The sequence below is a fragment of the Microbispora sp. NPDC046933 genome (assembly GCF_040644635.1).
Lineage (GTDB): Bacteria > Actinomycetota > Actinomycetes > Streptosporangiales > Streptosporangiaceae > Microbispora.
Window position 1 is genome coordinate 1 of the sequence record NZ_JBEYWW010000041.1, and the last position, 20,939, is coordinate 20,939.

Genomic DNA, 20,939 nt, shown 5'->3' on the forward strand with positions numbered 1-20,939 from the left:
ATCACCCCGACTCCGGTTCTGGTTCTGGTTCTCAAAGCCGAGCTCCTTGCAAGTCGTGCAGGACCCCTGACCGAGGGGGCGACTCCTGGTCCCACAAAGGGGGGTGTTCATGAATGCGAACGACATTCATGAGGAGGAACAACACGCATCAAATTACGGATCTGTTAAGCGCCGGTCAACGGATTCGCCCGCGCGAGTTTCCGCTCGCCCAGTCGCTCGCCCCGGTTGGGCAGGTGGAGGCGGACGGCGGTCGTCTGAGATCATCGTGAAACGTTCACGCCGGATCGCGGGGAAGGATTGGCGGATGAGCGAGGAACCGGGGGCGAGCACGCCGTTCAGCGCGTGGTTGCGGTCGGCGAGCGAGCCGGACTGGACGGCGGTGGTCACGCACCCCTTCGCCGCGGCGATCTGTCGCGGCACCGCCGACATGCGCCGTTACCTGGAGCAGGACTTCCAGTTCGTGGACGCCTTCACGGCGCTGCTCGGCGCCGCGGTCGCCGCGGCCGACACCTTCGAGTCGCGAGTGGCCGTGGGCCGCTTCCTCGGGCAGACCGTCGCCGACACCGAGCGCGGCTACTTCCACCGCGCGCTCGCCGAGCTCGGCGGTGAGCTGACCCCGCCCACGCTGGAGCCGGTGACGATCGAGTTCCGGGCCCTGATGGACGAGGTGCGCCGCAGCCAGGACTATCCGCTGATCCTTGCCGTGCTGTGCGTGGCCGAGTGGACCTATCTCGGCTGGGCTTCGTCGTGGGCCGGCCTGCCCGAGAATTTCGTCCACCGGGAGTGGATCGAGCTGCACAGCGGGCCGGAGTTCGAGGCGTGGGTGGGCTTCCTGCGCCGTGAGCTCGACCGTCTCGGTCCCGGCCTCGACGAGCACGGCCGGGCCCGGGTGCTCGACGTCTTCCGCCGGGCGACCACCCTGGAGCGCCGCTTCTTCGACATGGCCCTAGGCACGTAGGGCGAGGGCGGCGAGGCGGCGCAGGGACAGCCGCAGGAAGACCACGCTCACCGGCCCGGCGACCCGCCAGCCGATCCGCCCCACCGGGCCGAAGGGCACGTGGAGGTTCTCCTCCCAGATGATCCTGCTCCCGCCGCCGGGACGGGGCAGCACGTGGAACCGCCCGGTGCCGCGCACGACACGGCCGGTGTGGCGGACCTCCACCTCATGTGGCGGACGCCAGCCGGTGACGTCCATTGTGTCCATGAACGACAGCGGGCCGATCCCGGTGGCCGCCGCCAGCCTGCTGCCCCTGCTGCGGCCGTCACCGGCGACCACCCACGCCCGCGTCAGCAGCATCCACTCGTGCTGCCGGGGCCAGTCGGTCAGCACGGCGAAGACCCGCTCCGGGCTCGCCTGCGCGTCCACCGCCACCGAGAGGGTCTCCACCCCGTACGTCCTACCCAGGTGAGCGTCCTACCCCAGGAAGCGGATGTCGCGCGCGGACGCGTCGCCGGCCGCGAACTCCAGCAGGCACTCGCCCTCGGCAGCCAGCGCGTCGCGGGTGGCGGCGTCGAGCGGCGCGAACGGCTCGATCTCCAGGACCGCCTTCTCCCTGGCCCGCTCGGTCTGCCCCCGCTCGATTCGCCACAACCCCGCGACGAAACCGTCGACCAGGATCGTCGCGCGGATGATCCCGTTGATCGTGAAGACCCGCGGCCGGTGCTCCTCGGCCATCACCCGCGTCCGGTCGGCGTGCGAGAGCAGCAGGTTGTCGAACTCGGGCAGGAACCGCACCGGCGCGTCGGCGTCCGGGCCGGGCAGCGGCGCCCCGGGCAGGTCGAACAGCTCCACACCGTTCTCGTCGCGGTAGGTGACCAGGTCGAGGCCCTTCACCACCGAGCGCAGCCCGGTCAGCCCCGACCAGGTCTGCATGTCCTTCACCGACGCCGGCCCGAAGGCGCGCAGGTAACGCAGCACCATGTCGCCGGCGGCCGAGCCGTCGCCGAGCGGGCGGCCCAGCCACGGCTCGGCGGGGACGTGCCGCGCCTGGCCCGAGGCGCCCCACACGCCGCGCGGCGGCACCTGCACCAGCGGCACGACCGCGCGCACGGCCTTGGCCAGCACGTCGCGGCCCGGCCACCGCTCACCGAGCAGCTCCTCCAGCTCCGCGAAGCTCAGCGGCCGCTCCTCCATCAGGGCGCGGGCGGCGCTCGCCACCTCGCGGAGATCCACCCCGTCCAGCAGCCTGCCGTATGAGATGCGCAGCAACCGGTCGAGGAGCGGCTGCATGACCGGGCGCAGGGCGAGGCAGTCGTCGGCGCTGACGAGGTGGATGGTGCCGCGCATCAGCGCGATCCGTACGGCCGCGCGGTCGGTGAGCAACTCGGCCAGGTCCTCGTGCCGGAAGTCCAGCAGGCGGGTCCACAGGCCGACGTAGGCTGAGAGAGGAGCCTGCGACTGCATGCCGACCAGATGCTCGACCGCGGCCAGGGCCTTCGCGTCGTGGCGGCGCAGCAGCATCTGGCGGTCGAGCAGGGCGCGGTTGAGTTCGCGTCGGGTCAGCACGCCGCAAACATAACGCCCGGCACCGACAGAACCGGGGGGTGCCGCTGATGATCAGCATTGACGTCCCGCTGTGGGCCGCACGGCTGCGGGCGCTGCGCCGCGGCCGGTTGTGGAGCCGCCGCGACCTGGGAGAACGGCTGATCGAAGCCGCAGGGGAGGCCGAGCCCAGTCTGCCCGCGAACGCGGTGCGCGCGTGGGAGGCGGGGGAGCGGCGGCCGGACCCCGGCCACGCGGAGCTGCTGTGCCGTGTGTTCGGCGTGGACGAGGCTGACCTGTTCGTCGGGCCGCAGTCGGGCACCACCCTGTGGCACCACCTGACCGGCATTCCGCTGATGCCGGGCCTGTTCCCCGAAGAAGAGGAGGAGAGGGTCGGCCGGGCCATCGAGCGTCCCTGGCGCGCCGACGCGGGCACGGTCGGCTACTTCGAGCGGGTGCTCGACGCCTCCGCCGTGCCGCACGCGCGGCCGGCCGATCTCGCGGCGGTGCTGCGGCCCGTCTTCGCGGGCATCGAGGCGTTCCGCCGCGACGCCCGGCCGTCCGCGCGGGGGCCGCTGCTCGCGCTCGCCACCCGCGACGCGGAGTTGATCAGCGGGATGGAGCACGAGGCGGGCGACGCGCCCGGCGCGCGGGCCTGGTCGGACCGGGCGATCCGGGAGGCGCGCGAGACCGGCGACACCCTCACCGAGGTCTTCGCGCTGGTCCAGCGGGCCGAGCTGGTCGACGCCGCCGAGCCTGGCGAGATCGTCGAGGCGGCCGTGGCCGCCCGCGAGCGTGCGGGCGTCCCGGCGGAGGTCGAGACACTGTCCCGGCGGCACGAGGCCCGGGCGCACGCGCTGGCGGGTGAGGTGGAGCTGTGCCACCGCTGCCTTGAGGAGTGCCTGGAGGAGGAGTCGGGCGAGACGCGGGCGGAGCTCTGCGCGGGCTGCCTGGTCGACCTCGGCCGGCCCGGCGGGGCCGTCGAGATCCTGGAACGCGAGCCGGCGCCGGCCGCGCCCGCGCCCGCGTACCTCGCGGCGTACGCGCTGGCCCGCATGGCGCACGCCTACGCGGACGCGCATGAGCGGGAACGGTCGGCCGACCTCGCCCGGCAGGCGCTCGCGCTGGCGCGCCGCGCCGGGGCCGCCCGGGCCCTGCGCGAGCTGGGCCGCGTCCACCTGCCGCCCGCTCCGGAGGCGCGCAGGCACGCCTTCGTCTGAGTCGGTGACCCGCGTGGGTGCCGTGTGGGTGCCGTGGGGATGCGGGTGATACCACGAGGTGGCGCCGGGCTCGATGGGCTGGTGCGGACCGGGAGCCGGTTGCGTACGGCCGCCGCCCGGGCGTCACCGGGTGACGCCCGGGCGGGACGCGTGGGTCAGGCACAGGTCCGGCACAGGTCAGGCGCGGACGAGCGGCGTGTCCACGAGATGCTCGGCGAGGAACCACGCCTGCAGCTCGCCCGTACGGATGACCTCGGAGACGAGCAGGTCGTTGGTGCCGTCGTCGCCCATCTCGTCCGCCCGGGAGGCGGCGTCGTGCGCGGCGACCAGGATGGCCTCGTGCGCCTCCAGGAGCCGGGAGAGCATGGCGGGCACCTCCTCCACGCCGTCCGGAGGCCGCGGTATCACGGTCATCTCCGCCACCTGGCGCGGATCGCCGACGGCGACGCCGCCGAGGGTCTGGATGCGTTCTGCGACCGCGTCGATGATCGGCAGCTGCTCGCTCGCATGCTTGTCGAGAAGCAGGTGCAGCTGGTAGAAGGTCGGCCCCCGCATGAGCCAGTGGTGCTTCTTGTACAGGCTGTAGAGGATCTGCGTGTCGGCCAGGATCTGGTTGAGCCGCTGGCAGGAGTACTCCCGCGTCTCCCTCGGCAGCCCGACCGGGAAGTCCCGCACGGTCCCGAACGCCTGTATCTCGGTCCCCCGCTGGTGGAGCCAGGGCTGGCTGCTCTCACGGATTCTGGAGGAAGGGTTGACAGCCAAGACGTCTCTCCTCACTCGATCGGTTTATGTCCAATAGGTAGTCTTTCGCCAGTCATGACCTCTAAACACCCTCCTGGGGCTTTTGTCCTCGGATGTCTCCGGCGGGCCATGATCCGCCGGTGGTGATCTCCGTCGCCCGCGGCGCGTCGCCGTGATCGGAAAGGCGTGGCGCAGGAATTCATTCCATTGATTGGTCAAATATTTCCGACATGCTAGGTTCGGGATATTACGACAAGGAATTAGGAATGAATTTATTTGATGGGAGAATCATGGAGTCGCTGGTCGTCGAGCGGGTGGAGACGTTCGTCGTCGAACTGCCCTCCATCAGGTCGTTCAGCATTTCCGGAGGGACCGTCACCACGGCGGGAAAGCCCGCGGAACGTGTTCTCGTCAAGGTGACGGCCGGTGGCGTGACCGGCTGGGGTGAGGCGACGCCGACGCCCTCCTGGACGTACGAGACCGTGGAGTCGATATCGACGACCATTCACCGTTACCTCGCTCCGGTGTTGATCGGACGGCCGGCGTGGGATCTCGACGGCGCCTGCGCGGCCTACGAGAAGGTGATCAACCGGGGCCTCACGATCGGTTCCCCCATCGCCAAGTCCGCGCTCGACATCGCCCTGCACGACCTGCTCGGCCGGGCTCTCGGCGTCCCCGTCGGCGTGCTGTGGGGCCAGCGCCGACTCGACCGGATCCGGCTCGGCTGGATCGTGGCCGGGCAGACCCCCGGCGAGGTGCGCAAGGCGGTCGAGGAGGGGCGGGCCGAGGGCTACCACGCGTACAAGGTGAAGGTGGGCCTGCACGACGAGGCGACGGACGTCGCGGTCGTGGCGGCGGTCAGGGAGGCGGCGCCCGACGCGCCCATCTGGGTGGACGCCAACCAGGCCTACACCGTGGACGCGGCGCTGCGGATGGCGCGCCGGCTCGCGGAGTTCGACGTGTCGGCGTTCGAGCAGCCGCTGCCCGCCAACGACGTCACCGGGCTGCGCAGGCTGCGCGACCACAGCCCGCTGCCGGTGGCGCTGGACGAGAGCCTGCGCCACCCCTCAGACCTGGCCACGTTCGTGAAGCTCGACGCGGTGGACATCGCCATCGCCAAGGTCCAGCGTTCGGGCGGGCTGACGCTCTCACGGCGGCTGTGCCAGCTCGCCGAGGACGCGGGGCTGCGCATCATGGGCTCGGGGCTGACCGACACCGATCTCGGGTTCGCCGCCTCGCTGCACCTGTTCGCGGCGTTCGGCGTCGACACCCCCGTGGATCTGAACGGACGGCAGTTCGTACGCTCGGCGTACGTCGGGGGGAGCACGGTGGAGGTGGCCGACGGCACCGCCGCAGTGCCTGCGGGGCCGGGCCTCGGCGTCGAGGTGGACGAGGACGCGGTGCGCGCCCTCGCCTCGGCGCACTGGAGCGTCTGACGGCGGCTCCGGCCGGTGGCCTGGGGCGGGACGACCTCCCGCCCCGGGCAGTCTGTCCGGGCGCCCGGCTCAGTGCAGCCAGTCGTCCAGGTTGGCCGCGACGAAGTCGTCGTCCACCAGCCAGGGATAGGCGGCGCGCACCCGGGCGATCTCCTCGGCCTGCCCCGGGGACAGACCCTCGCCGGGGTCGAGGCACCACGTGCCGGCCAGGAGGCCCTGCCCGCGCAGCACCTCGTGGACCCCGGCGATGCAGCCGTGGAAGCCGCCCGCCACGTCGAAGACGGCGCCGTTGGCGTCGGTGAGGTCGGCGGCGCGACTCAGCAGGGAGCGCAGGACCTCGTCGTCCCCGGCCCACGCGCGCCGTACCTCCTCGAACATGAGCACGGCCGCGCGGGTCCACACCGCCCACTGGCCGAGCAGCCCGCCGACGACGCGGCGGCCCGCGACCGGCGTGAGCAGGTCGCCCAGGATGTTGTCGTCGTTGCCGGTGTAGAGCGCGATGTCGTCACCCCGTCCGGACGCGGCGACGGCCCGGACCACGTCGACCGTACGGTAGCGGTCGAAGGGCGCCATCTTGATCGCAACCAGGGACTCCTGCTCGCTGAGCGAGCGCCAGAAGGACGGGCTCAGCCGGTGGCCGCCCACCGCCTCCTGGAGGTAGAAGCCGATGACGGGCAGCACCTCGCCGACGGCCCTGGCCCGCTCCAGCAGTTCCGGCTCGCCCGCGCCCGGCACCTTCGGCGACAGCAGCACGGCGTGGTAGCCCAGCGAGGCCGCCAGCTCCGCCTCGGCGACGGCCTGCGCCGTGTCGCCGCACGCCCCGGCGACCAGGACGAACGGCCGGTCGGCCTCCTTCGCCACCACCTCGGCGGAGATCTCCAGCACCGGCCGGAGCAGCCCCGCCTCGCGGATCTCGAACTGGGTCGTGTGCACGGCGACGGCCACCCCGCCCGCCCCGGAGGCGAGGTAGTAGCGGGTGAGCGCCCGCTGGCGGCACTCGTCCAGCGTGCGCCCGGCGGTCAGCGCGAGCGGGTGCGCGGGGATGACCGTCCCCGCCGTGAGCAGGTCGAGCGACATCTCAGAACCTCCCGTCGCGAACGGCGAACTTGGTCGGCTTCCCGGACAGCGGCAGCCCCCGCGACAGCCAGCCGGCCTGCCATGCGATCAGCGTGTCCAGCGGCACGTCCGGATAGCCGAACAGGCCGTGGCAGCGGGAGGCGTCGCTCAGCAGCGCCGTGCCGCTCTCCTCGCCGGTGAAGGTCGCCTCGACGCCGAGAGCGGCGCCGAGCCGGGTGGCGATCCGCCGCACCGACGCCGTCTCCGGGCCGGTCAGGTTGAGCGTGAACGCCTCCGGAGCGCGGGCGTGCGACAGCGATCGCAGCGCGACCTCGTTCGCGTACCCCTGCCACACCACGTTGACGTGCCCGGTCGTGACGTCGACCGGTTCACCCGCCGCCACCGCCGCGGCGATGTCGGCGATCACGCCGTAGCGCAGGTCCACCGCGTAGTTGAGGCGCAGGATCGCGACCCGGGTGCCGTACGCGGCGGCGGCGTGCTCGAAGACGCGTTCCCTGCCGAGGCAGCTCATCGCGTACTCCCCGACGGGACCCGGCTGGTCCTCCTCCGCGCAGCCGCCGGAGGCGAGGTCCGCCAGCGGATACACGTTGCCGGTGGAGAAGGCCGCGATCGCCGAGTCACGGTAGCGCCGGGCGACCGCCGCGGGCAGCGCCGCGTTGACCGCCCACGCCTGGTACGGCGCGGCCGACGTGCCGAACTTGGCGCCGACCATGAAGACGACGTTCGCCGCGTCGGGGAGCCCGGCGAGGTCGTCGCCGCCCATCAGGTCGTGGCGCACCACGTCGACGCCCTCGTCCGCCAGCGCCCGCGCCGCGGCGTCGTCGGACCAGCGCGAGACCGCGTACACGCGGGCGGAGCCGCGTCCCGCGGCGTCCAGCGCGCGCCGGGCCAGCCGGACCAGGCTCGGCCCCATCTTGCCGCCGGCGCCGAGGACGACGAGGTCGCCGTCCAGCCGGCCGGCGTCGGCGACCAGCGCGGCCGAGGGGGTGGCCAGCCGGTCTTCGAGCTCCCGCTCAGAGGTGAACATGTCGCGCTCCTTGATGGTGTGGCCGGCGGTAGCCCACGCCCAGCCGGTCGAGGAGCGGCAGGTGGGCGGTGAGCCGCCGGGAGAAGTCGCCGAGGTCCCGGCCGGAGGTCCAGGCGGCCTCGGCGACGGCGCAGAGCCGGGGGAAGGCGTTGTAGTCGAAGCGTTCCCGCGTGGGGAGGTACTCGCCCCAGAGCTGGGCCTGCACGCCGAGGACGCCTTCCCCGGCGTCGAACCCGTAGACGGTCTCCAGCGGGAGCGGCCCGGCGATGCTGACCGGCTCGCCGGGGGCGTCCGACTCGGCGTAGTCGAGATAGGTGTGCGTGTGCGGCGCCGCCACCACGTCGTGCCCTGCCCGCAGGGCGGCCTCGATCCGGTCCACGCCCCGCCACGCCATGATCGCCATGTCCTCGGGCGGGTCGTGGTCGAGCATGTCGTCCCAGGCCACGGCGCGGCGGCCGAGCCCGCGCAGGTGCCCGGCGAGGAGCCGCCCCCACCAGCCGTGCAGGGCCTCCGGGCCGGGGAGTCCGGCGTCCGCCACCCGCCGGGCCGCCTCGGGGCTGGCCGCCCACTCCTCCGTACGGACCTCGTCACCCCCGATGTGGACGAACCGGGACGGGAACACGTCGCACAGCTCGTCGAGCACGTCGCGGGCGAACCCGGCGGCGCGGTCGCTCACGTTGAGCACGTGCGAGGAGATGCCCCACGAGGTGCGGACCCGCACGGGCTCGGCGGACGGGTGGCCGAGCCAGGGGCAGGCGGCGATCGCGGCCTGGGAGTGCCCGGGGAACTCGATCTCGGGGACCACGGTCACGCCCCGGGCCGCCGCGTAGTCCACCAGGTCGCGCAGCTCCCGCTGGGTGTAGAAGCCGCCGTGCGGGGTCCCGTCGAACCTGCCCTCCCGGGCGTGGCCCGCCGGGGACTCCGCGCGGTGGGCGCCGACCTCGGTGAGCGGCGGGTGCGCGCGCACCTCGAACCGCCACCCCTGGTCGTCGGTGAGGTGCAGGTGCAGCACGTTGAACTTGTGCAGCGCCAGCAGGTCCACGTACGCGCGCAGGAAGGAGACCGGGCGCCACCAGCGCGCCACGTCGATCATGACGCCGCGCCAGGCGTACCTGGGCACGTCGCGGACGGTCACGCACGGCACCGCGCCGGGCGCGCCGAGCTGGCGCAGCGTCTGGACGCCCCAGCCCAGCCCGGCGGCTCCGGCCGCGGCGATCCTGGCCGTTTCCGATGTGACGGTGAGCGTGTAACCCTCGTCCCCCAGCGACGGGTCGTCCACGAGGTCGAGGACGATCTCCCCGGGGGCGTCGCCGCCCTCGGGGAGGCCGAGCAGCTCCCGCGCCGCGTCCGCGTGCGGGCCGCGCACCCGGGCGCCCCGGTCGAGCGGGAACCGGCCCTCTCCCGGAATGAGCGAGGTGACCTGGGGAATCACCGCCCGAGCACCTCGCGGAACGCCGCGAGCGCCTCGCCGACGGGCGGCGCGTCGGGATACCACACGCGTTCCCATTCGAGCGCGAGATAGCCGGAGTATCCGATGCGGTCCAGCTCGGCGAGCACGCCGGGCACGCCCACCGCGCCCTTGCCCGGCAGCACCGGCGCCAGGTCGGCGGGCGACGCCGCGTCCTTGATCTGCACGTGCCTCAGGTAGGGCGCCAGCGCGTCCGCGGTGGCCGGGGCCGCCTCGCCCGCCCGCCACGGGTTGACCACGTCCCACAGCGCGCCGACGCGCGGTGAGCCGACCCCGGCCAGGACCGCGGCGATCGCCTCGCCGGTGAGGAAGACGTCATGGGTCTCCAGCAGCACGTCGACGCCGTTGTCCGGCAGCCGGTCCGCGACCTCCGCGAGCCTCCGAATCGCGGCGGCGGCCGGGCCGGCCTGCCCTTCGACGCCGCCGAAGACCCGCACGAACGGCGAGCCGAGCGCTTCGGCGATCTCCACGTGACGCAGCACCTCGGCCACCGGGTCGCCGTCCGGCCGTGCCACCCGGGTGTAGGAGCAGACGGCGACGATCTCGACCCCGGCGGCGGCGAACGCGCGGGCGACCTCGCGCAGCTCGCCGGTGGGCGTGTCGGGCGAGATGATCTCGCCGTCGGCGCAGCGCAGCTCCACACCCCTGCAGCCGTACCGGGAGGCCGTGGCGATGACGTCGCCGACAGGGGCGCCGGGCATGCCGAGCGTGCTGAACGCGAGAGGGTTCACGACTGTCCCTTCACAGTGATGGAGGACCCCTGACGGGATGACTCGTAGACGGCGAGGGCGACGTCCAGGACGGACAGCGCGTACTCGGGCGTGACCTCGGGTGAGCCGTTCTCCGCGCAGGCCCGCGCGAAGTCGGCGAGCTGCGCCGCGAACGCCGTGGCCATCTCGCCGGGCTCGGGCGCGGCCACCTGGGTGGCGACCCCTCTGCGGAAGGACCAGACGCCCTCGCCCCGGCTGATCCGTATCGCGCCCTCGCCGCACACGACCTCGGCCTCGTCGGTGAACGGCAGGCCGGTGCCGGTGACGGAGATGGTCGAGCGGGTGCCGTCGGCGTGCCGCGCCAGGGCGACCGCCTCGGTCTCGACCGATCCGCCCGCGGGTGCGGCGGTGTGGCCGGTGACCTCGACGATCGGCGAGCCGACGAGCATCTGGAGCTTGTCGATGCTGTGGGTGCCGACGTTGAGCACGATGCCGCCTCCGGCCATGCCGGCGTCGAGGAACCAGCGGGGTCGCGCCGGGTCCGCGTAGTCGGCGGTCCGCCGCTCCGAGGCCACCACGACGCGGCCCAGCTCACCCGAGGCGAGGTAGGAGGCCGCGGCGCGCAGCGTCGGGACGAACCGCAGCACGTGCCCGACCGCGAACACGACGCCCGCCGCGCGGCAGGCCTCGATCATGCGGATCGAGTCCTCGCGCGTGGTGGCGATCGGCTTCTCGAGCAGGACGTGCAGCCCGGCCGCGGCCGCGTCCAGGGTGATCGGGGCGTGCAGGGCGTGCGGGACGGTGATCACGACCGCGTCGAGGCCGCCCGCGTCGATCATCGCCCGGTGATCGGTGAAGGCGCGGGCCCCGGCCTCCGCGGCCAGCTTCTCCGCCGCCTCCTCGCGCACGTCGCACACCGCGACGACCTGCGCCTGCCCGCCGGTGCGGCGGGCGGCGGCCACGTGGAACTCCGCGATGGTGCCCGCGCCGATGACGCCCAGGCGCAGCGTAGGCAGGCGCAGCCCGGATGTTGTTGTCACGATTTCCTTTCCGGTTCGGATGGGGGCGCTTTCAGCCCTTGAGTCCCGCGGACATGGTTCCGCGGACGAAATAGCGCTGGGCCAGGACGAACACCACCAGCATCGGCAGCAGGCTCATCATCGCCGCGGCCGTGACGAGCTGGTCGTTCCCGACGAACTGGCCCTTGAGGCTCAGCACGCCGACGGGCAGCGTGTAGTGCTCGGGTGAGGTGAGATAGATCGTGGGTTCGAGCACGGCCTTCCACGACGTGGTGAACGTGAAGACCGCGAGCGTGGCCAGGGCGGGCTTGGCCAGCGGGAGGTGGATCCGCCAGAACACCTGCCAGGGGTTGGCGCCGTCGAGGCTCGCGGCCTCCTCGAAGTCCTTCGGGATGCCGAGGAAGGTCTGCCGCATCAGGAAGATCCCGATCGGCGTGGCCAGCCAGTACGGCGCGATGAGCGGCAGCAGGGTGTCCAGCCAGCCCAGCGAGCGGAAGAGCAGGAAGTTCGGGACGATCGTGATGACGGTCGGCAGCATCATGGTGCCGAGGGCCATGGTGAGCAGCGCGTCCCTGCCGGGCAGGCGCATCCTGGCGAGGGCGTGCCCGACCATGGCGCTGGTGAGCACGTTGCCGGCCACGGCGAGGGCCGCGATCACGAGGCTGTTGGTCAGGTAGAGCCCGAACGGCGTGCGCCGCCACACCTCCGCGTAGTTGTCCCAGTGGACCGGGTCGGGGATCCAGCTCGGCGGCACCTGGATGTACTGCGCGAAGCTCTTGAGCGAGTTGCTGAGCGCGGCCACGAACGGCACCAGCATGACCAGCGCGCCCGCCGTGACCAGGACGTAGGAGATGGTCTTACGCATAGTGCACCCACCTGCGCTGGAGCCGGAACTGCACCAGGGTCAGCGCGAGCACCAGCACGAACAGCACCCACGCGATGGCCGAGGCGTAGCCCATCTGGAAGAACTGGAAGCCCTGCCGGTAGAGGTGGAGCACGGTCAGCTCGCTCGCCCCGTGGGGACCGCCGTCCGTCATCACGAAGACCTGCTCGAACGACTGCAGCGTCTCGATCGAGGTGAGCACCAGCACCAGGAAGGTGGTGCCGGAGATGCCCGGCAGGGTGATGTAGCGGAACCGGTTCCAGGCGGACGCGCCGTCGATCTTCGCCGCCTCGTAGCGCTCCTCGGGGATGGCCTGGAGGCCCGCGAGGAAGAGCACCATCATGTAGCCGACGCCCTTCCACACCGCGACCGCCGCGAGCGTGGGGATGACCAGCGCCGGGTCCTGCAGCCAGTTCTCCGACGGCAGCCCGAGGAAGCCGAGCACCTGGTTGGCGAGGCCGGTCTGCGGGTTGAAGACGGCGTCGGCGACGTACGCGACGACCACCCACGACGAGACGACCGGGACGAAGTAGGCCGCGCGGAACAGGGCCATGCCGCGCAGCCGCTGGTTGAGCGCGATCGCCAGGCCCAGGGCCAGGGCCGTCTGGGTCGGCACGAACAGCACGGCGAAGTACGCCGTGTTGCCGAGGGTCCGCCAGAAGACCTCGTCGCCGAACAGCCGGGTGAAGTTGCCGAACCCGACGAACTTCGGCGGGGAGACCAGGTCGTAGTCGGTCATGCTGAAGAACAGCGAGGCCAGCAGGGGCCAGGCGGCCAGCGCGACCAGGTGGAGCAGGTAGGGCGAGGCGAAGGCGAACGCCCAGGCACGCTCGCCCGCGTGCCGTCTGCCGGACGATGGCCGCGGGTCGGCGGCCACCTTCCCGGCCTTCCTCGTGAGCACCGTCACTGCGTCTGCCCCGCGTAGAAGCGGTCGATGACCTCCTGGGCCTCCTTCTGGCCGGTCGCGAGCGCGGTGTCGACGGGCGAGGCGCCCGACAGCGCCTCGCTGATCCGCTTGGACAGGGCCTCGGTGTACTCCGACCACACGGCGTTGACGCCGAGGTCGGTGGCCGCGTCGAGCGAGTCGAGGAACGCCTGGCGGCGGTCGGCGGGCAGGGCCGTCGCGGCGACCTTCTTGTTGATCGGGATCGCCTCGCCCAACTCGGCCCATTTGCGCTGCGGGCCCTCGCCCGAGAAGAAGGTGATCCACTTCCACGCCGCGTCGGCCTGCGCCGGTGAGGCCGCCTTGCCGACCACCCACGAGTTGACGATGGCGACGTTGCCGCGGCCGGCCGGGCCCTTCGGCATCGGGGCCACGCCGAAGTCGACGCCCGCGCTCGCCGCGGGCAGGGTGCGGGCGTAGATCCCGTACGACATCGCGACCCGGCCGGTGGCGAACAGCGTGTGGACGACGCCCTTGCCGAGGCCCTCGGTGGTCGCGTAGTCGGGGGCGAAACCGTCCTTGCCCCCGTCCGTGCCCATCGCGCCGAGCATCCAGTCGAGCGCGGCCTTCGACTGCGGGCTGTCGACGACCACCTTGCGGTTGCCGTCGGTGACGATGTCGCCGCCGAACGCCTTGATGATCGGCCACCAGCTCTCGGTGAAGCCCGGCGAATAGGCGCGGAAGCCGTACGTGTCGGGCTTGCCGTCGTTGTTGGTGTCCTTGGTGAGCTTCCTGGCGGCGGCGGCCAGGTCGTCGTAGGTCCAGTCGGGGGTCGGCGTGTCGACTCCGGCCTCGGCGAACAGCTTCTTGTTGTAGAACAGCACCGGCGTCTGGGCGCCCTGCGGGAAGCCGTAGATCCGGCCCTTGGTGTCCCGGTTCAGCTCGATTCCGGAGTAGTCGGCGGCGTTGACGGTCTTGACCCGGTCGGTCAGGTCGGCGAGGGCGCCGCGCGCGGCGAACTCCTGCACGAGCACGCCGTCGGACAGCCACACCTGCGGCGCCTGGCCGCCGGCGATCTCGGTCCGCAGCTTCTCGAAGAACTTGACGTACGGTGCGACCTCCAGCTGCACCTTGATCGACGGGTTGGCGGCCGTGAACTCCTTGACGAGCTCCCGCATGGTCGTGTCGGCCGGGTCTCCGGCTGCGGCGTAGAAGCCGAGCTTCAGAGTGACGACTCCCGAGTCGTCGGCCGAGCCGCCGCCACACGACGCCGTGGCGGCCACGGTGAGCACGGCCGCCGCGGCGGCGGCGAGCATGCGCAGTCTCATTGGGTCCTCCAGGAGGAAGGGGGAAGGGGGTGAGGATGATGACGGCCGGCGTCAGCGGGGGACGCGGACCTCGACGAGGCTGCCGGAGGCGGCGCCGCAGGAGGCCCGTACGGCCAGGCGGGGCTGCAGCACGACACGGCAGACGGGGGCGGCGGGGCCGAGCTCGATCCGGCGGAGCAGCAGTTCGGTCGCCATGCGGCCCACCTCGGCCTTGGGCGGCGACACCGCGGTGAGCGGCACCTCGGACAGGTCGGCGACCTCGTCGTCGTAGGCGACGACGGCGATGTCGTCGGGGACGGTCAGGCCGACCCGGCGCAGGTAGGGCAGCAGCGCGGTCGCCTCGCGGTCGCCGAGGCACACCACCGCGCGGATCTTCTCCGTCACACAGGCGTTGGCGTACGCGAGCATGTCCGGGCCGGTCCAGACGGGCTGCCTGGCCACGGCGTCCGGGATCTCCGGCAGCCCGAGGTCGGCCACGGCCTGGCGGTATCCCGCGAACACCTGCTCGGAGGTGGCGGTGCCGATCCGGCCGAGGTAGCCGATCCGGCTCCGCCCGAGCCCGTTGAGGTGCAGGACCGCGGCGTAGCCGCCGCCGTGCACGTCGGTGCAGACGTAGGAGGTCGGGTCGGCCGGCCGGGGGTCCGGCGGCCTGCGCTCCACCAGCACGTACGGCACGGGCAGCTCGCGCAGGCGGGCCAGGTGCGCGGCGGGGTCGGCGGTGAGGTGCAGGTTGGGCACCAGCAGCAGGCCCGCGACGCCGACGTCGACGAGCTGCCGGATCTGCGCGAGCTCGACGCCGGGGTCGTAGTCGGAGCACGCGAGCACGAGCTGGACTCCGGCGGCGGTGGCCGCCCGCTCGATGCCCTGGACGATCTGGGGGAAGTAGTAGGTGTTCGACGGGACGAGCGCGCCGATGAGCCGTGGCCTGGCACCGGTGGTGGTGGCGGCGGTCACGAAGGTGCCCGATCCCTGCCGCCGCCGGACGAGTCCTTCCTCGACCAGCAGGTCGACGGCGCGGCGCACGGTGTTGACCCCGACCGAGTAGGTCTTCGCCAGCTCGGCCTCGGTCGGCAGCCTGCCGCCGACCGGCCAGCGGCCCTGCACGATCTCCTGCCGCAGGCGCGCGGCGAGAGTGCGGAATCGGCGTCCCCTTGGGAGGGAATTCATTCCGTCAGGTGGCTCCATAACGGGATTCTTCTCGTCAAATCCGGGCAATGTCAACCTAAAGTTATGCCCTTTTTTGGGCATTAGATGGCATGAATTCATGCCGTAATGCCGTAATGCCATAGGTCACCAGCGGGCGGTGACGTTCCTGTCCTTGTCGTACGCCCCGGCCCAGTAGCGGCCGGGAGCGGTCAGGCGGTGACCGGCGAACCCGACCTCGCCCGTCGGCTGCTTCAACGCCTCGGACGTCGCGGTGGCCCAGCCGTCCGCGCCCGCCTTCACCGTCACGTAGCGCCCGGCCGAGAAGGTGAACCGGCCGCGCACGGTCGCGGCCACCGGCTCCCCGCTCTCCTTGTCGACGACCCGCAGCCGCACCCGTGCGACACCGCCCTCCACCGTGACGGCCATCGAGTCCACCACCATCGGACGCAGGTCCGTGGTCCCGGTCGTCACCGAGACCGGGGCGGACGCGGGTCCGCGGTGCCCGGCGACGTCCACCGGCACGATCCTGTACGTGTACCCGGTGCCGGGCAGCAGTCCGGTGTCGGTGTAGGTCAGGCCGCGGGCCCGGCCGGCGAGCGTGCCCGGCCCGGGGGTGAAGCCCGGCTCGGCCGACCTGTGCACCTCGTAGTGGTCGACCTCGGTGTCGTCGTGGGCCCTGCCGTAGGTCAGGTCGACGGTGGCGTGGTCGAACGCGACCGCCTCAGGCGGCGAGCCGACCCCGGTCGGCGGGCCCGAGTCGGCGGGCGGCTCGGGCCACCGCGCCGACGGGCCCCAGATCGTGGGCAGCTCCCGATAGGAGTCGTAGTGGTGCAGCGCCACCCCGGCGAAGGCCGGACTGCCGGAGAACGCCTGGTAGACCTTCGCCAGCTCGGCCTCCAGCGCGTCCCTGCCCTCCTCGCGGAAGGTGATGCTGGACGGGTCGCCGCTCGTCGCGATGTCGAGCGTCTCCACCCCGACCACCACGGAGAGCGGCCTGCCGATCCGTTCGGCGTAGGCGATCTCCCCGGCCGCCTGCGCGATGATGCCGGCGCCGCCGTCCGCCTGGTCGCGGTAGTCCATGATCGAGACGTAGTCCGCCATGTCCTGGATGTGCTCGGCCATCGTCGCGGTCTTCCCGCCGTACGAGATGTCGGTGCAGCAGGCGGAGGTGTCCAGCCAGCGGGGGATCGCCGGGCCGAACAGCAGCGGCTGCCCGGACGCGTCCCGGCGCGCGATCATCGCTCGCAGCGTGTCCAGCCACTGGATCTGCACGTCCGGCTTGTCGCTGTTGAACCACGGCAGGCTGTACGGCTCGATGTCCACGTTGATCCCGTCGAAGCGCTCGGCCGGCGCCGACGAGAGGTTGTAGTCGAGCACCCGCTCCATCTCGCGGACGGCGCGGTCGCGATGCCGGGCGAGCGCTCCGAGGTAGGGCGGGCGGGTCCCGGCGGCCACCGTCGCGTGCACCTTCATCCCCCGGCGGTGCGCCCAGGCCACGAGGTCGCGCAGCTCCGGGCGCGCGTCCTCGATCATGTCGCGCCCCGCGTACGTGTCCACGCCCAGGTACATCGTCCAGCCGGGCGCGAGCACGGTCTCCAGCAGGCGGCGCGACCCGGGGTTGAGCACCAGGTTGTAGGAGGCCTTCTCCCAGATCCACATCGCCCGGTCCTGCCGGTGCGCCACCGGGCGCTCCTTCTTCGCCGCCCCGAACGCCACGTACGTGCCGGCCGACCTGGACACGTGGCCGCGCGCGTCGACCGCCTCGGCCTCCAGGCTCGCCATCACGTCGCCGTACTTCGCGGGGTTCACCGGCGCGACGTACCGCCCGCGGGCTCCGGCGGCGCGCTGCCACGGGCCGCCGTTGACCCGGATCCGCACCGTGCGGACGTCCGCGCCGGCGACGTTCACTCGCACGAGCGAGGGACGGGTGAGCCGCGCTCCGTCGGCGGGCTCGGCGATCGACACCTCCGGCGCCCGGGCCCGCGGGTTGTCCACCCGCAGCGTCAGCGGCTCCGACCACGTCCCGTACCGCGTCTCGGCGGCCGTGGCCTTGGCGTAGACCTCGACCTCGCCGTCCATTCCGCTGGTGTCCAGGTCGTAGGACCACGTCCCGGTGTCGTCCGCGTCCGGGTCGCTCACCCTGGCACGCTCGATCCGCTCACCGTTCACCACCACGTTCACGTCGTACGCGCCGGTGAAGCGCCCGGTGAGCCGGATGACGCCGGGAGCGGCCTCGGAGGAGTCGATCACCACCGACGGCGGGTCCGCCGCGGCGGCCGGAACCGCCGGCATGGCCGCCAGGGCGAGCACGAGCGCCCCGGCGGTCCTCAGAAGGCCTGCGGGCATGGAAGCACCTCCATAGGAATGAATTAATGCCGGATTACGAAATATCCGCACAGCGGAATCCGTGAGATGGCGAAACCATAGCTCCGATATAGAGCGATAAAAATGGAATGAATTGCCTCCCAGTCGCTACTGTGGAGCCGTGAATCGCGTACGCCTTCGGGCCGTGTCGCCGGCGCTCGCGCTGGTGCTGCTCGCGGCGACCGGTTGCGGGGGCGGCGGGAGGCAGACGCTCACCGTGTTCGCCGACACCGCGCTCACCGGGACGTTCGGCTCGCTCGGCAGGACGTTCGAGGCCGCCCACCCCGGCATCGCCGTCCGGTTCGACTTCGGCGGCGGCTCCGCCCTGGCGCAGCGGATCGTACGGGGAGCGCAGGCCGATCTGTTCGCCGCGGCCACGGCGGCCATCCGCCGGTCGGGGGTGCCGGGCCCGCGGGTCTTCGCCCGCGACCGGCTCCAGATCGCCGTGCCGAAGGGCAACCCGGCCCATGTCGCGGGTCTGAAGGACCTGGCCGCCTCCGGCGTCAGGGTGGCCCTGTGCGCCGCGTCGGCGCAGTGCGGGGCGGCCGCCCGCGCCGCGCTCGCCGCCGCCGGTGTGACCGTCAGGCCCGTCGCTCAGGAGGGGGACGCCAAGGCGGCGCTGACCAGGGTCCGGCTCGGCGAGGCGGACGCGGCGCTGGTCTACCGTACGGACGTCAGGGCGGCGGCGGGAGCCGTGGAGGGCGTGGACTTCCCCGAGGCGGCCGGGGCGGCCGAGGACTATCTCATCGCGACCGTCCCCGGGACCGGGCGCCTCGCCCTGACCCGGGAGTTCGTCGACCTCGTCCTGTCCGACCAGGGCCGCACGGTCCTCGCGAGCGCCGGCTTCACCCCCGTGACAGGGTGACCTGCGGGCCTTCCGCGAGCCTGGCCGCCGTACGCTCGGCCGTGGCCCTGGCCCAGCGGCCGGTCGTCAGGAGGGCGACCACCAGCACGATCAGCCCGTACAGGGCGTTGACGCGGTAGGCCGCAGCGCTGGAGGCCATGGACCCCGCGATGGCCACGCCGAGGGACTGGCCCACCTGCCTGCTGGTCGAGGCGACCGCGGCGGCCACCCCCGCCTGCGCGAGCGGCATCCCGGAGACCGCGGTGTTGGTGATCGGGGGGTTGAGCATGCCGAACCCGATCCCGAAGACCAGGTAGATCCCGAGCAGCAGGGGGAGCGGTGTGGTGAGCGTCACCTGGGACAGCAGCGCTCCGGCGGCGGCCAGGCACACGCCCGCGACGATCAGCGGCACGCGCGGGCCGCGGGTGCCGACGAGCCGTCCCGACAGCGGCCCCACGATCGTCGTGGTCGCCGCGACCGGCAGCGTGCACAGCCCCGCGGCGAGGGCGGAAAGCCCGCGATGGCTCTGCAGGTAGAGCGTGTTGAGGAACAGGAACGCCCCCAGCCCGGCGAAGCCCGACACCGCCATGACGGCCGCGCCCGAGAACGGCGCGCTGCGGAAGAACCGCATGTCGATGAGTGGTTCGGGCCTGCGCAGTTCGAAGACGACCAGCGCCGCCAGGGCCGCCGCCGCGACGACGAAGCAGACGGCGCTCACGGCGGGGCCCGCGGCCCGGCCCTCGATGATCCCGTACGTGAGCGTGCCGAGCAGGACGATGACCAGCACCTGCCCGACCGGGTCGATCCTCCGCGCCGAGGGCGCCTTCGACTCCGGGACGAAGCGCCAGGTCAGGAACAGCGCGAGCAGGCCGATGGGCACGTTGATCCAGAAGATGGCCCGCCAGCTCACCGTGTCGGTGAGCAGGCCGCCGACGACCGGTCCGAGTGCCATGCTGACGCCGACCACGCCGCCCCACACGCCGATCGCCTGGGCCCGCTCCCTGCGGTCGGTGAACGTGTTCGTGATGATCGACATGGCCACCGGGTTGAGCATCGACCCGCCGACGGCCTGGACGATCCGGGCGGCCACCAGCCAGCCCAGGCTCGGGGCGAGGCTACACAACAGCGACCCGGCCGTGAAGATCACCAGACCGGTCTGGAACGTGCGGCGACGGCCCACCCGGTCGGCCGTGGAGCCCGCCAGCATCAGCAGGCTCGCGAGCGTCAGCGTGTAGGCGTCCACCGTCCACTGGAGGCCGGAGACCGGCGCGTGCAGGTCGTGCCCGAGCGACGGCAGAGCGACGTTGACGATCGTGTTGTCGAGGGACACGATCAGCAGGCTCATGCAGCAGATGAGAAGGACGAGTATCCGCCGTCGGCGGGTCATTTGCGACACCACACCACACAACCGTACAGATCCGGTCATGGGACGCTTGCGGCAGGGCAAACCGAATGAAATTCTGCTCGCATGCGTGCGACGGCGAACGGCATCGAGATCTGTTACGAGGTTTTCGGCGAGCCCGGGGGACGTCCGGTCGTCCTCATCATGGGGCTCGGGGCGCAGATGATCAGCTGGCCCGAGGAGCTGATCGGGCTGCTGGTGGAGTCAGGCCACCGGGTCGTCCGGTTCGACAACCGCGACGTGGGCCTGTCCACCCACTTCACCCCGGCGGACGACTCCGCGCCCGCCCCGTCGTACACGCTGGACGACATGGCCGACGACACGGCCGGCCTGATGGACGTGCTGGGCTGGGAGAGCGCCCACGTGGTGGGCGCGTCGATGGGCGGCATGATCGCCCAGGCCCTCGCCATCCGCCACCCCACCCGGGTCCGTACGCTGACCTCGATCATGTCCACGCCCGGGCCCCGCGTGGGGAGGGCGACCGAGGCGGCCATGACCGTGCTGATGGCGCCCCCCGCGCGGGACCGCGACGAGGCGATCGCCCGCGCCGTCGCGACCGCGCGCGTGGTCGGCTCTCCCGGCTACGAGATGGACGTGGAGCGCGTCACCCGGCTGGCCGCGGAGGCCTACGACCGGGGGTTCGACCCTGCGGGCACCGCCCGGCAGTTCACCGCGATCCGGATCTCCGGCGACCGTACGGAGGGCCTGCGCGGGCTCTCGGTGCCCGCGCTGGTGATCCACGGCGAGGACGACCCGCTGGTCACCCTCGAAGGCGGGACCGCGACCGCGGACGCCATCCCCGGCGCGAAGCTGCTGACCTTCCCGGGGATGGGCCACGACCTGCCCCGCCCGCTCTGGCCCGTCATCGCGGAGGCGATCGCGGAGCTGACCGAGCGGGACTGACAGGGC

The 20,939-nt window shown here is 72.5% G+C and carries 19 protein-coding genes; 5 read left to right on the forward strand and 14 right to left on the reverse strand.

The window, feature by feature from the left end:
* The first annotated feature begins 304 nt into the window (after positions 1-304).
* On the forward strand, positions 305-958 hold the full coding sequence (locus ABZ857_RS37290) for a TenA family protein (RefSeq protein ID WP_357053276.1): 654 nt from the start codon (positions 305-307) through the stop codon (positions 956-958).
* On the opposite strand, the gene ABZ857_RS37295 is transcribed toward ABZ857_RS37290, so the two are convergent.
* Both ABZ857_RS37295 and ABZ857_RS37300 read right to left on the reverse strand, forming a co-directional pair.
* A complete protein-coding gene (locus ABZ857_RS37295) occupies positions 947-1,387 on the reverse strand; it encodes an SRPBCC family protein (RefSeq protein ID WP_357053279.1) in 441 nt (146 codons plus the stop codon). The two genes, ABZ857_RS37290 and ABZ857_RS37295, sit on opposite strands and share 12 nt — an antisense overlap.
* Positions 1,388-1,414: 27 nt before the next feature.
* Entirely contained in the window at positions 1,415-2,506 is a 1,092-nt protein-coding gene (locus ABZ857_RS37300) for a winged helix DNA-binding domain-containing protein (protein ID WP_357053282.1), read from the reverse strand.
* A 47-nt stretch (positions 2,507-2,553) separates the two neighbouring features.
* On the opposite strand from ABZ857_RS37300, the gene ABZ857_RS37305 reads away from it, so the two are divergent.
* Complete coding sequence (locus ABZ857_RS37305; protein ID WP_357053285.1) at positions 2,554-3,702, forward strand: helix-turn-helix transcriptional regulator; 1,149 nt, start codon at positions 2,554-2,556, stop codon at positions 3,700-3,702.
* A gap of 177 nt (positions 3,703-3,879) precedes the next feature.
* Here ABZ857_RS37305 and ABZ857_RS37310 read toward each other — a convergent pair whose 3' ends face one another.
* Entirely contained in the window at positions 3,880-4,464 is a 585-nt protein-coding gene (locus tag ABZ857_RS37310) for a DNA starvation/stationary phase protection protein (RefSeq protein ID WP_357053287.1), read from the reverse strand.
* A gap of 269 nt (positions 4,465-4,733) precedes the next feature.
* Here ABZ857_RS37310 and ABZ857_RS37315 point away from each other — a divergent pair, with 269 nt between their 5' ends.
* On the forward strand, positions 4,734-5,879 hold the full coding sequence (locus ABZ857_RS37315) for an enolase C-terminal domain-like protein (RefSeq protein ID WP_357053290.1): 1,146 nt from the start codon (positions 4,734-4,736) through the stop codon (positions 5,877-5,879).
* Positions 5,880-5,948: 69 nt separating this feature from the next.
* On the opposite strand, the gene ABZ857_RS37320 is transcribed toward ABZ857_RS37315, so the two are convergent.
* The 10 genes from ABZ857_RS37320 to ABZ857_RS37365 all read right to left on the reverse strand — a co-directional run bounded on the left by ABZ857_RS37320 (position 5,949) and on the right by ABZ857_RS37365 (position 17,766).
* Positions 5,949-6,956, reverse strand: a complete 1,008-nt coding sequence (locus tag ABZ857_RS37320; RefSeq protein ID WP_357053293.1) for a dihydrodipicolinate synthase family protein — start codon at positions 6,954-6,956, stop codon at positions 5,949-5,951.
* A gap of 1 nt (position 6,957) precedes the next feature.
* On the reverse strand, positions 6,958-7,983 hold the full coding sequence (locus ABZ857_RS37325; RefSeq protein WP_357053296.1) for an NAD-dependent epimerase/dehydratase family protein: 1,026 nt from the start codon (positions 7,981-7,983) through the stop codon (positions 6,958-6,960).
* Positions 7,970-9,415 (reverse strand): beta-N-acetylhexosaminidase, encoded by a 1,446-nt coding sequence (locus ABZ857_RS37330; RefSeq protein WP_357053299.1) that lies wholly within the window; start codon positions 9,413-9,415, stop codon positions 7,970-7,972. Before ABZ857_RS37330 ends, ABZ857_RS37325 begins: the two co-directional genes overlap by 14 nt.
* The gene (locus tag ABZ857_RS37335; RefSeq protein ID WP_357053302.1) at positions 9,412-10,182 is read right to left on the reverse strand and encodes a sugar phosphate isomerase/epimerase family protein; all 771 of its coding nucleotides are present in this window, start codon (positions 10,180-10,182) and stop codon (positions 9,412-9,414) included. Before ABZ857_RS37335 ends, ABZ857_RS37330 begins: the two co-directional genes overlap by 4 nt.
* On the reverse strand, positions 10,179-11,201 hold the full coding sequence (locus ABZ857_RS37340; protein ID WP_357053305.1) for a Gfo/Idh/MocA family oxidoreductase: 1,023 nt from the start codon (positions 11,199-11,201) through the stop codon (positions 10,179-10,181). The genes ABZ857_RS37335 and ABZ857_RS37340 overlap by 4 nt, the downstream gene beginning before the upstream one ends.
* Before the next feature lie 31 nt (positions 11,202-11,232).
* Complete coding sequence (locus tag ABZ857_RS37345; RefSeq protein ID WP_079316631.1) at positions 11,233-12,045, reverse strand: carbohydrate ABC transporter permease; 813 nt, start codon at positions 12,043-12,045, stop codon at positions 11,233-11,235.
* Positions 12,038-12,970 (reverse strand): sugar ABC transporter permease, encoded by a 933-nt coding sequence (locus tag ABZ857_RS37350; protein WP_357053308.1) that lies wholly within the window; start codon positions 12,968-12,970, stop codon positions 12,038-12,040. The genes ABZ857_RS37345 and ABZ857_RS37350 overlap by 8 nt, the downstream gene beginning before the upstream one ends.
* Complete coding sequence (locus ABZ857_RS37355; protein ID WP_357053311.1) at positions 12,967-14,274, reverse strand: extracellular solute-binding protein; 1,308 nt, start codon at positions 14,272-14,274, stop codon at positions 12,967-12,969. Before ABZ857_RS37355 ends, ABZ857_RS37350 begins: the two co-directional genes overlap by 4 nt.
* A gap of 51 nt (positions 14,275-14,325) precedes the next feature.
* Positions 14,326-15,441 carry a GntR family transcriptional regulator gene (locus ABZ857_RS37360; RefSeq protein ID WP_357053313.1) on the reverse strand — a complete coding sequence of 372 codons (1,116 nt, stop codon included), beginning with the start codon at positions 15,439-15,441 and terminating at the stop codon, positions 14,326-14,328.
* A 123-nt stretch (positions 15,442-15,564) separates the two neighbouring features.
* Positions 15,565-17,766 carry a hypothetical protein gene (locus ABZ857_RS37365; protein ID WP_357053316.1) on the reverse strand — a complete coding sequence of 734 codons (2,202 nt, stop codon included), beginning with the start codon at positions 17,764-17,766 and terminating at the stop codon, positions 15,565-15,567.
* Positions 17,767-17,905: 139 nt separating this feature from the next.
* Here ABZ857_RS37365 and modA point away from each other — a divergent pair, with 139 nt between their 5' ends.
* On the forward strand, positions 17,906-18,649 hold the full coding sequence (modA, locus tag ABZ857_RS37370; RefSeq protein WP_357053319.1) for a molybdate ABC transporter substrate-binding protein: 744 nt from the start codon (positions 17,906-17,908) through the stop codon (positions 18,647-18,649).
* On the opposite strand, the gene ABZ857_RS37375 is transcribed toward modA, so the two are convergent.
* Entirely contained in the window at positions 18,630-20,054 is a 1,425-nt protein-coding gene (locus tag ABZ857_RS37375; RefSeq protein WP_357053322.1) for an MFS transporter, read from the reverse strand. The genes modA and ABZ857_RS37375 overlap by 20 nt on opposite strands.
* Positions 20,055-20,096: 42 nt before the next feature.
* Here ABZ857_RS37375 and ABZ857_RS37380 point away from each other — a divergent pair, with 42 nt between their 5' ends.
* Positions 20,097-20,933 carry an alpha/beta hydrolase gene (locus ABZ857_RS37380; protein WP_357053325.1) on the forward strand — a complete coding sequence of 279 codons (837 nt, stop codon included), beginning with the start codon at positions 20,097-20,099 and terminating at the stop codon, positions 20,931-20,933.
* Positions 20,934-20,939 lie beyond the last annotated feature (6 nt).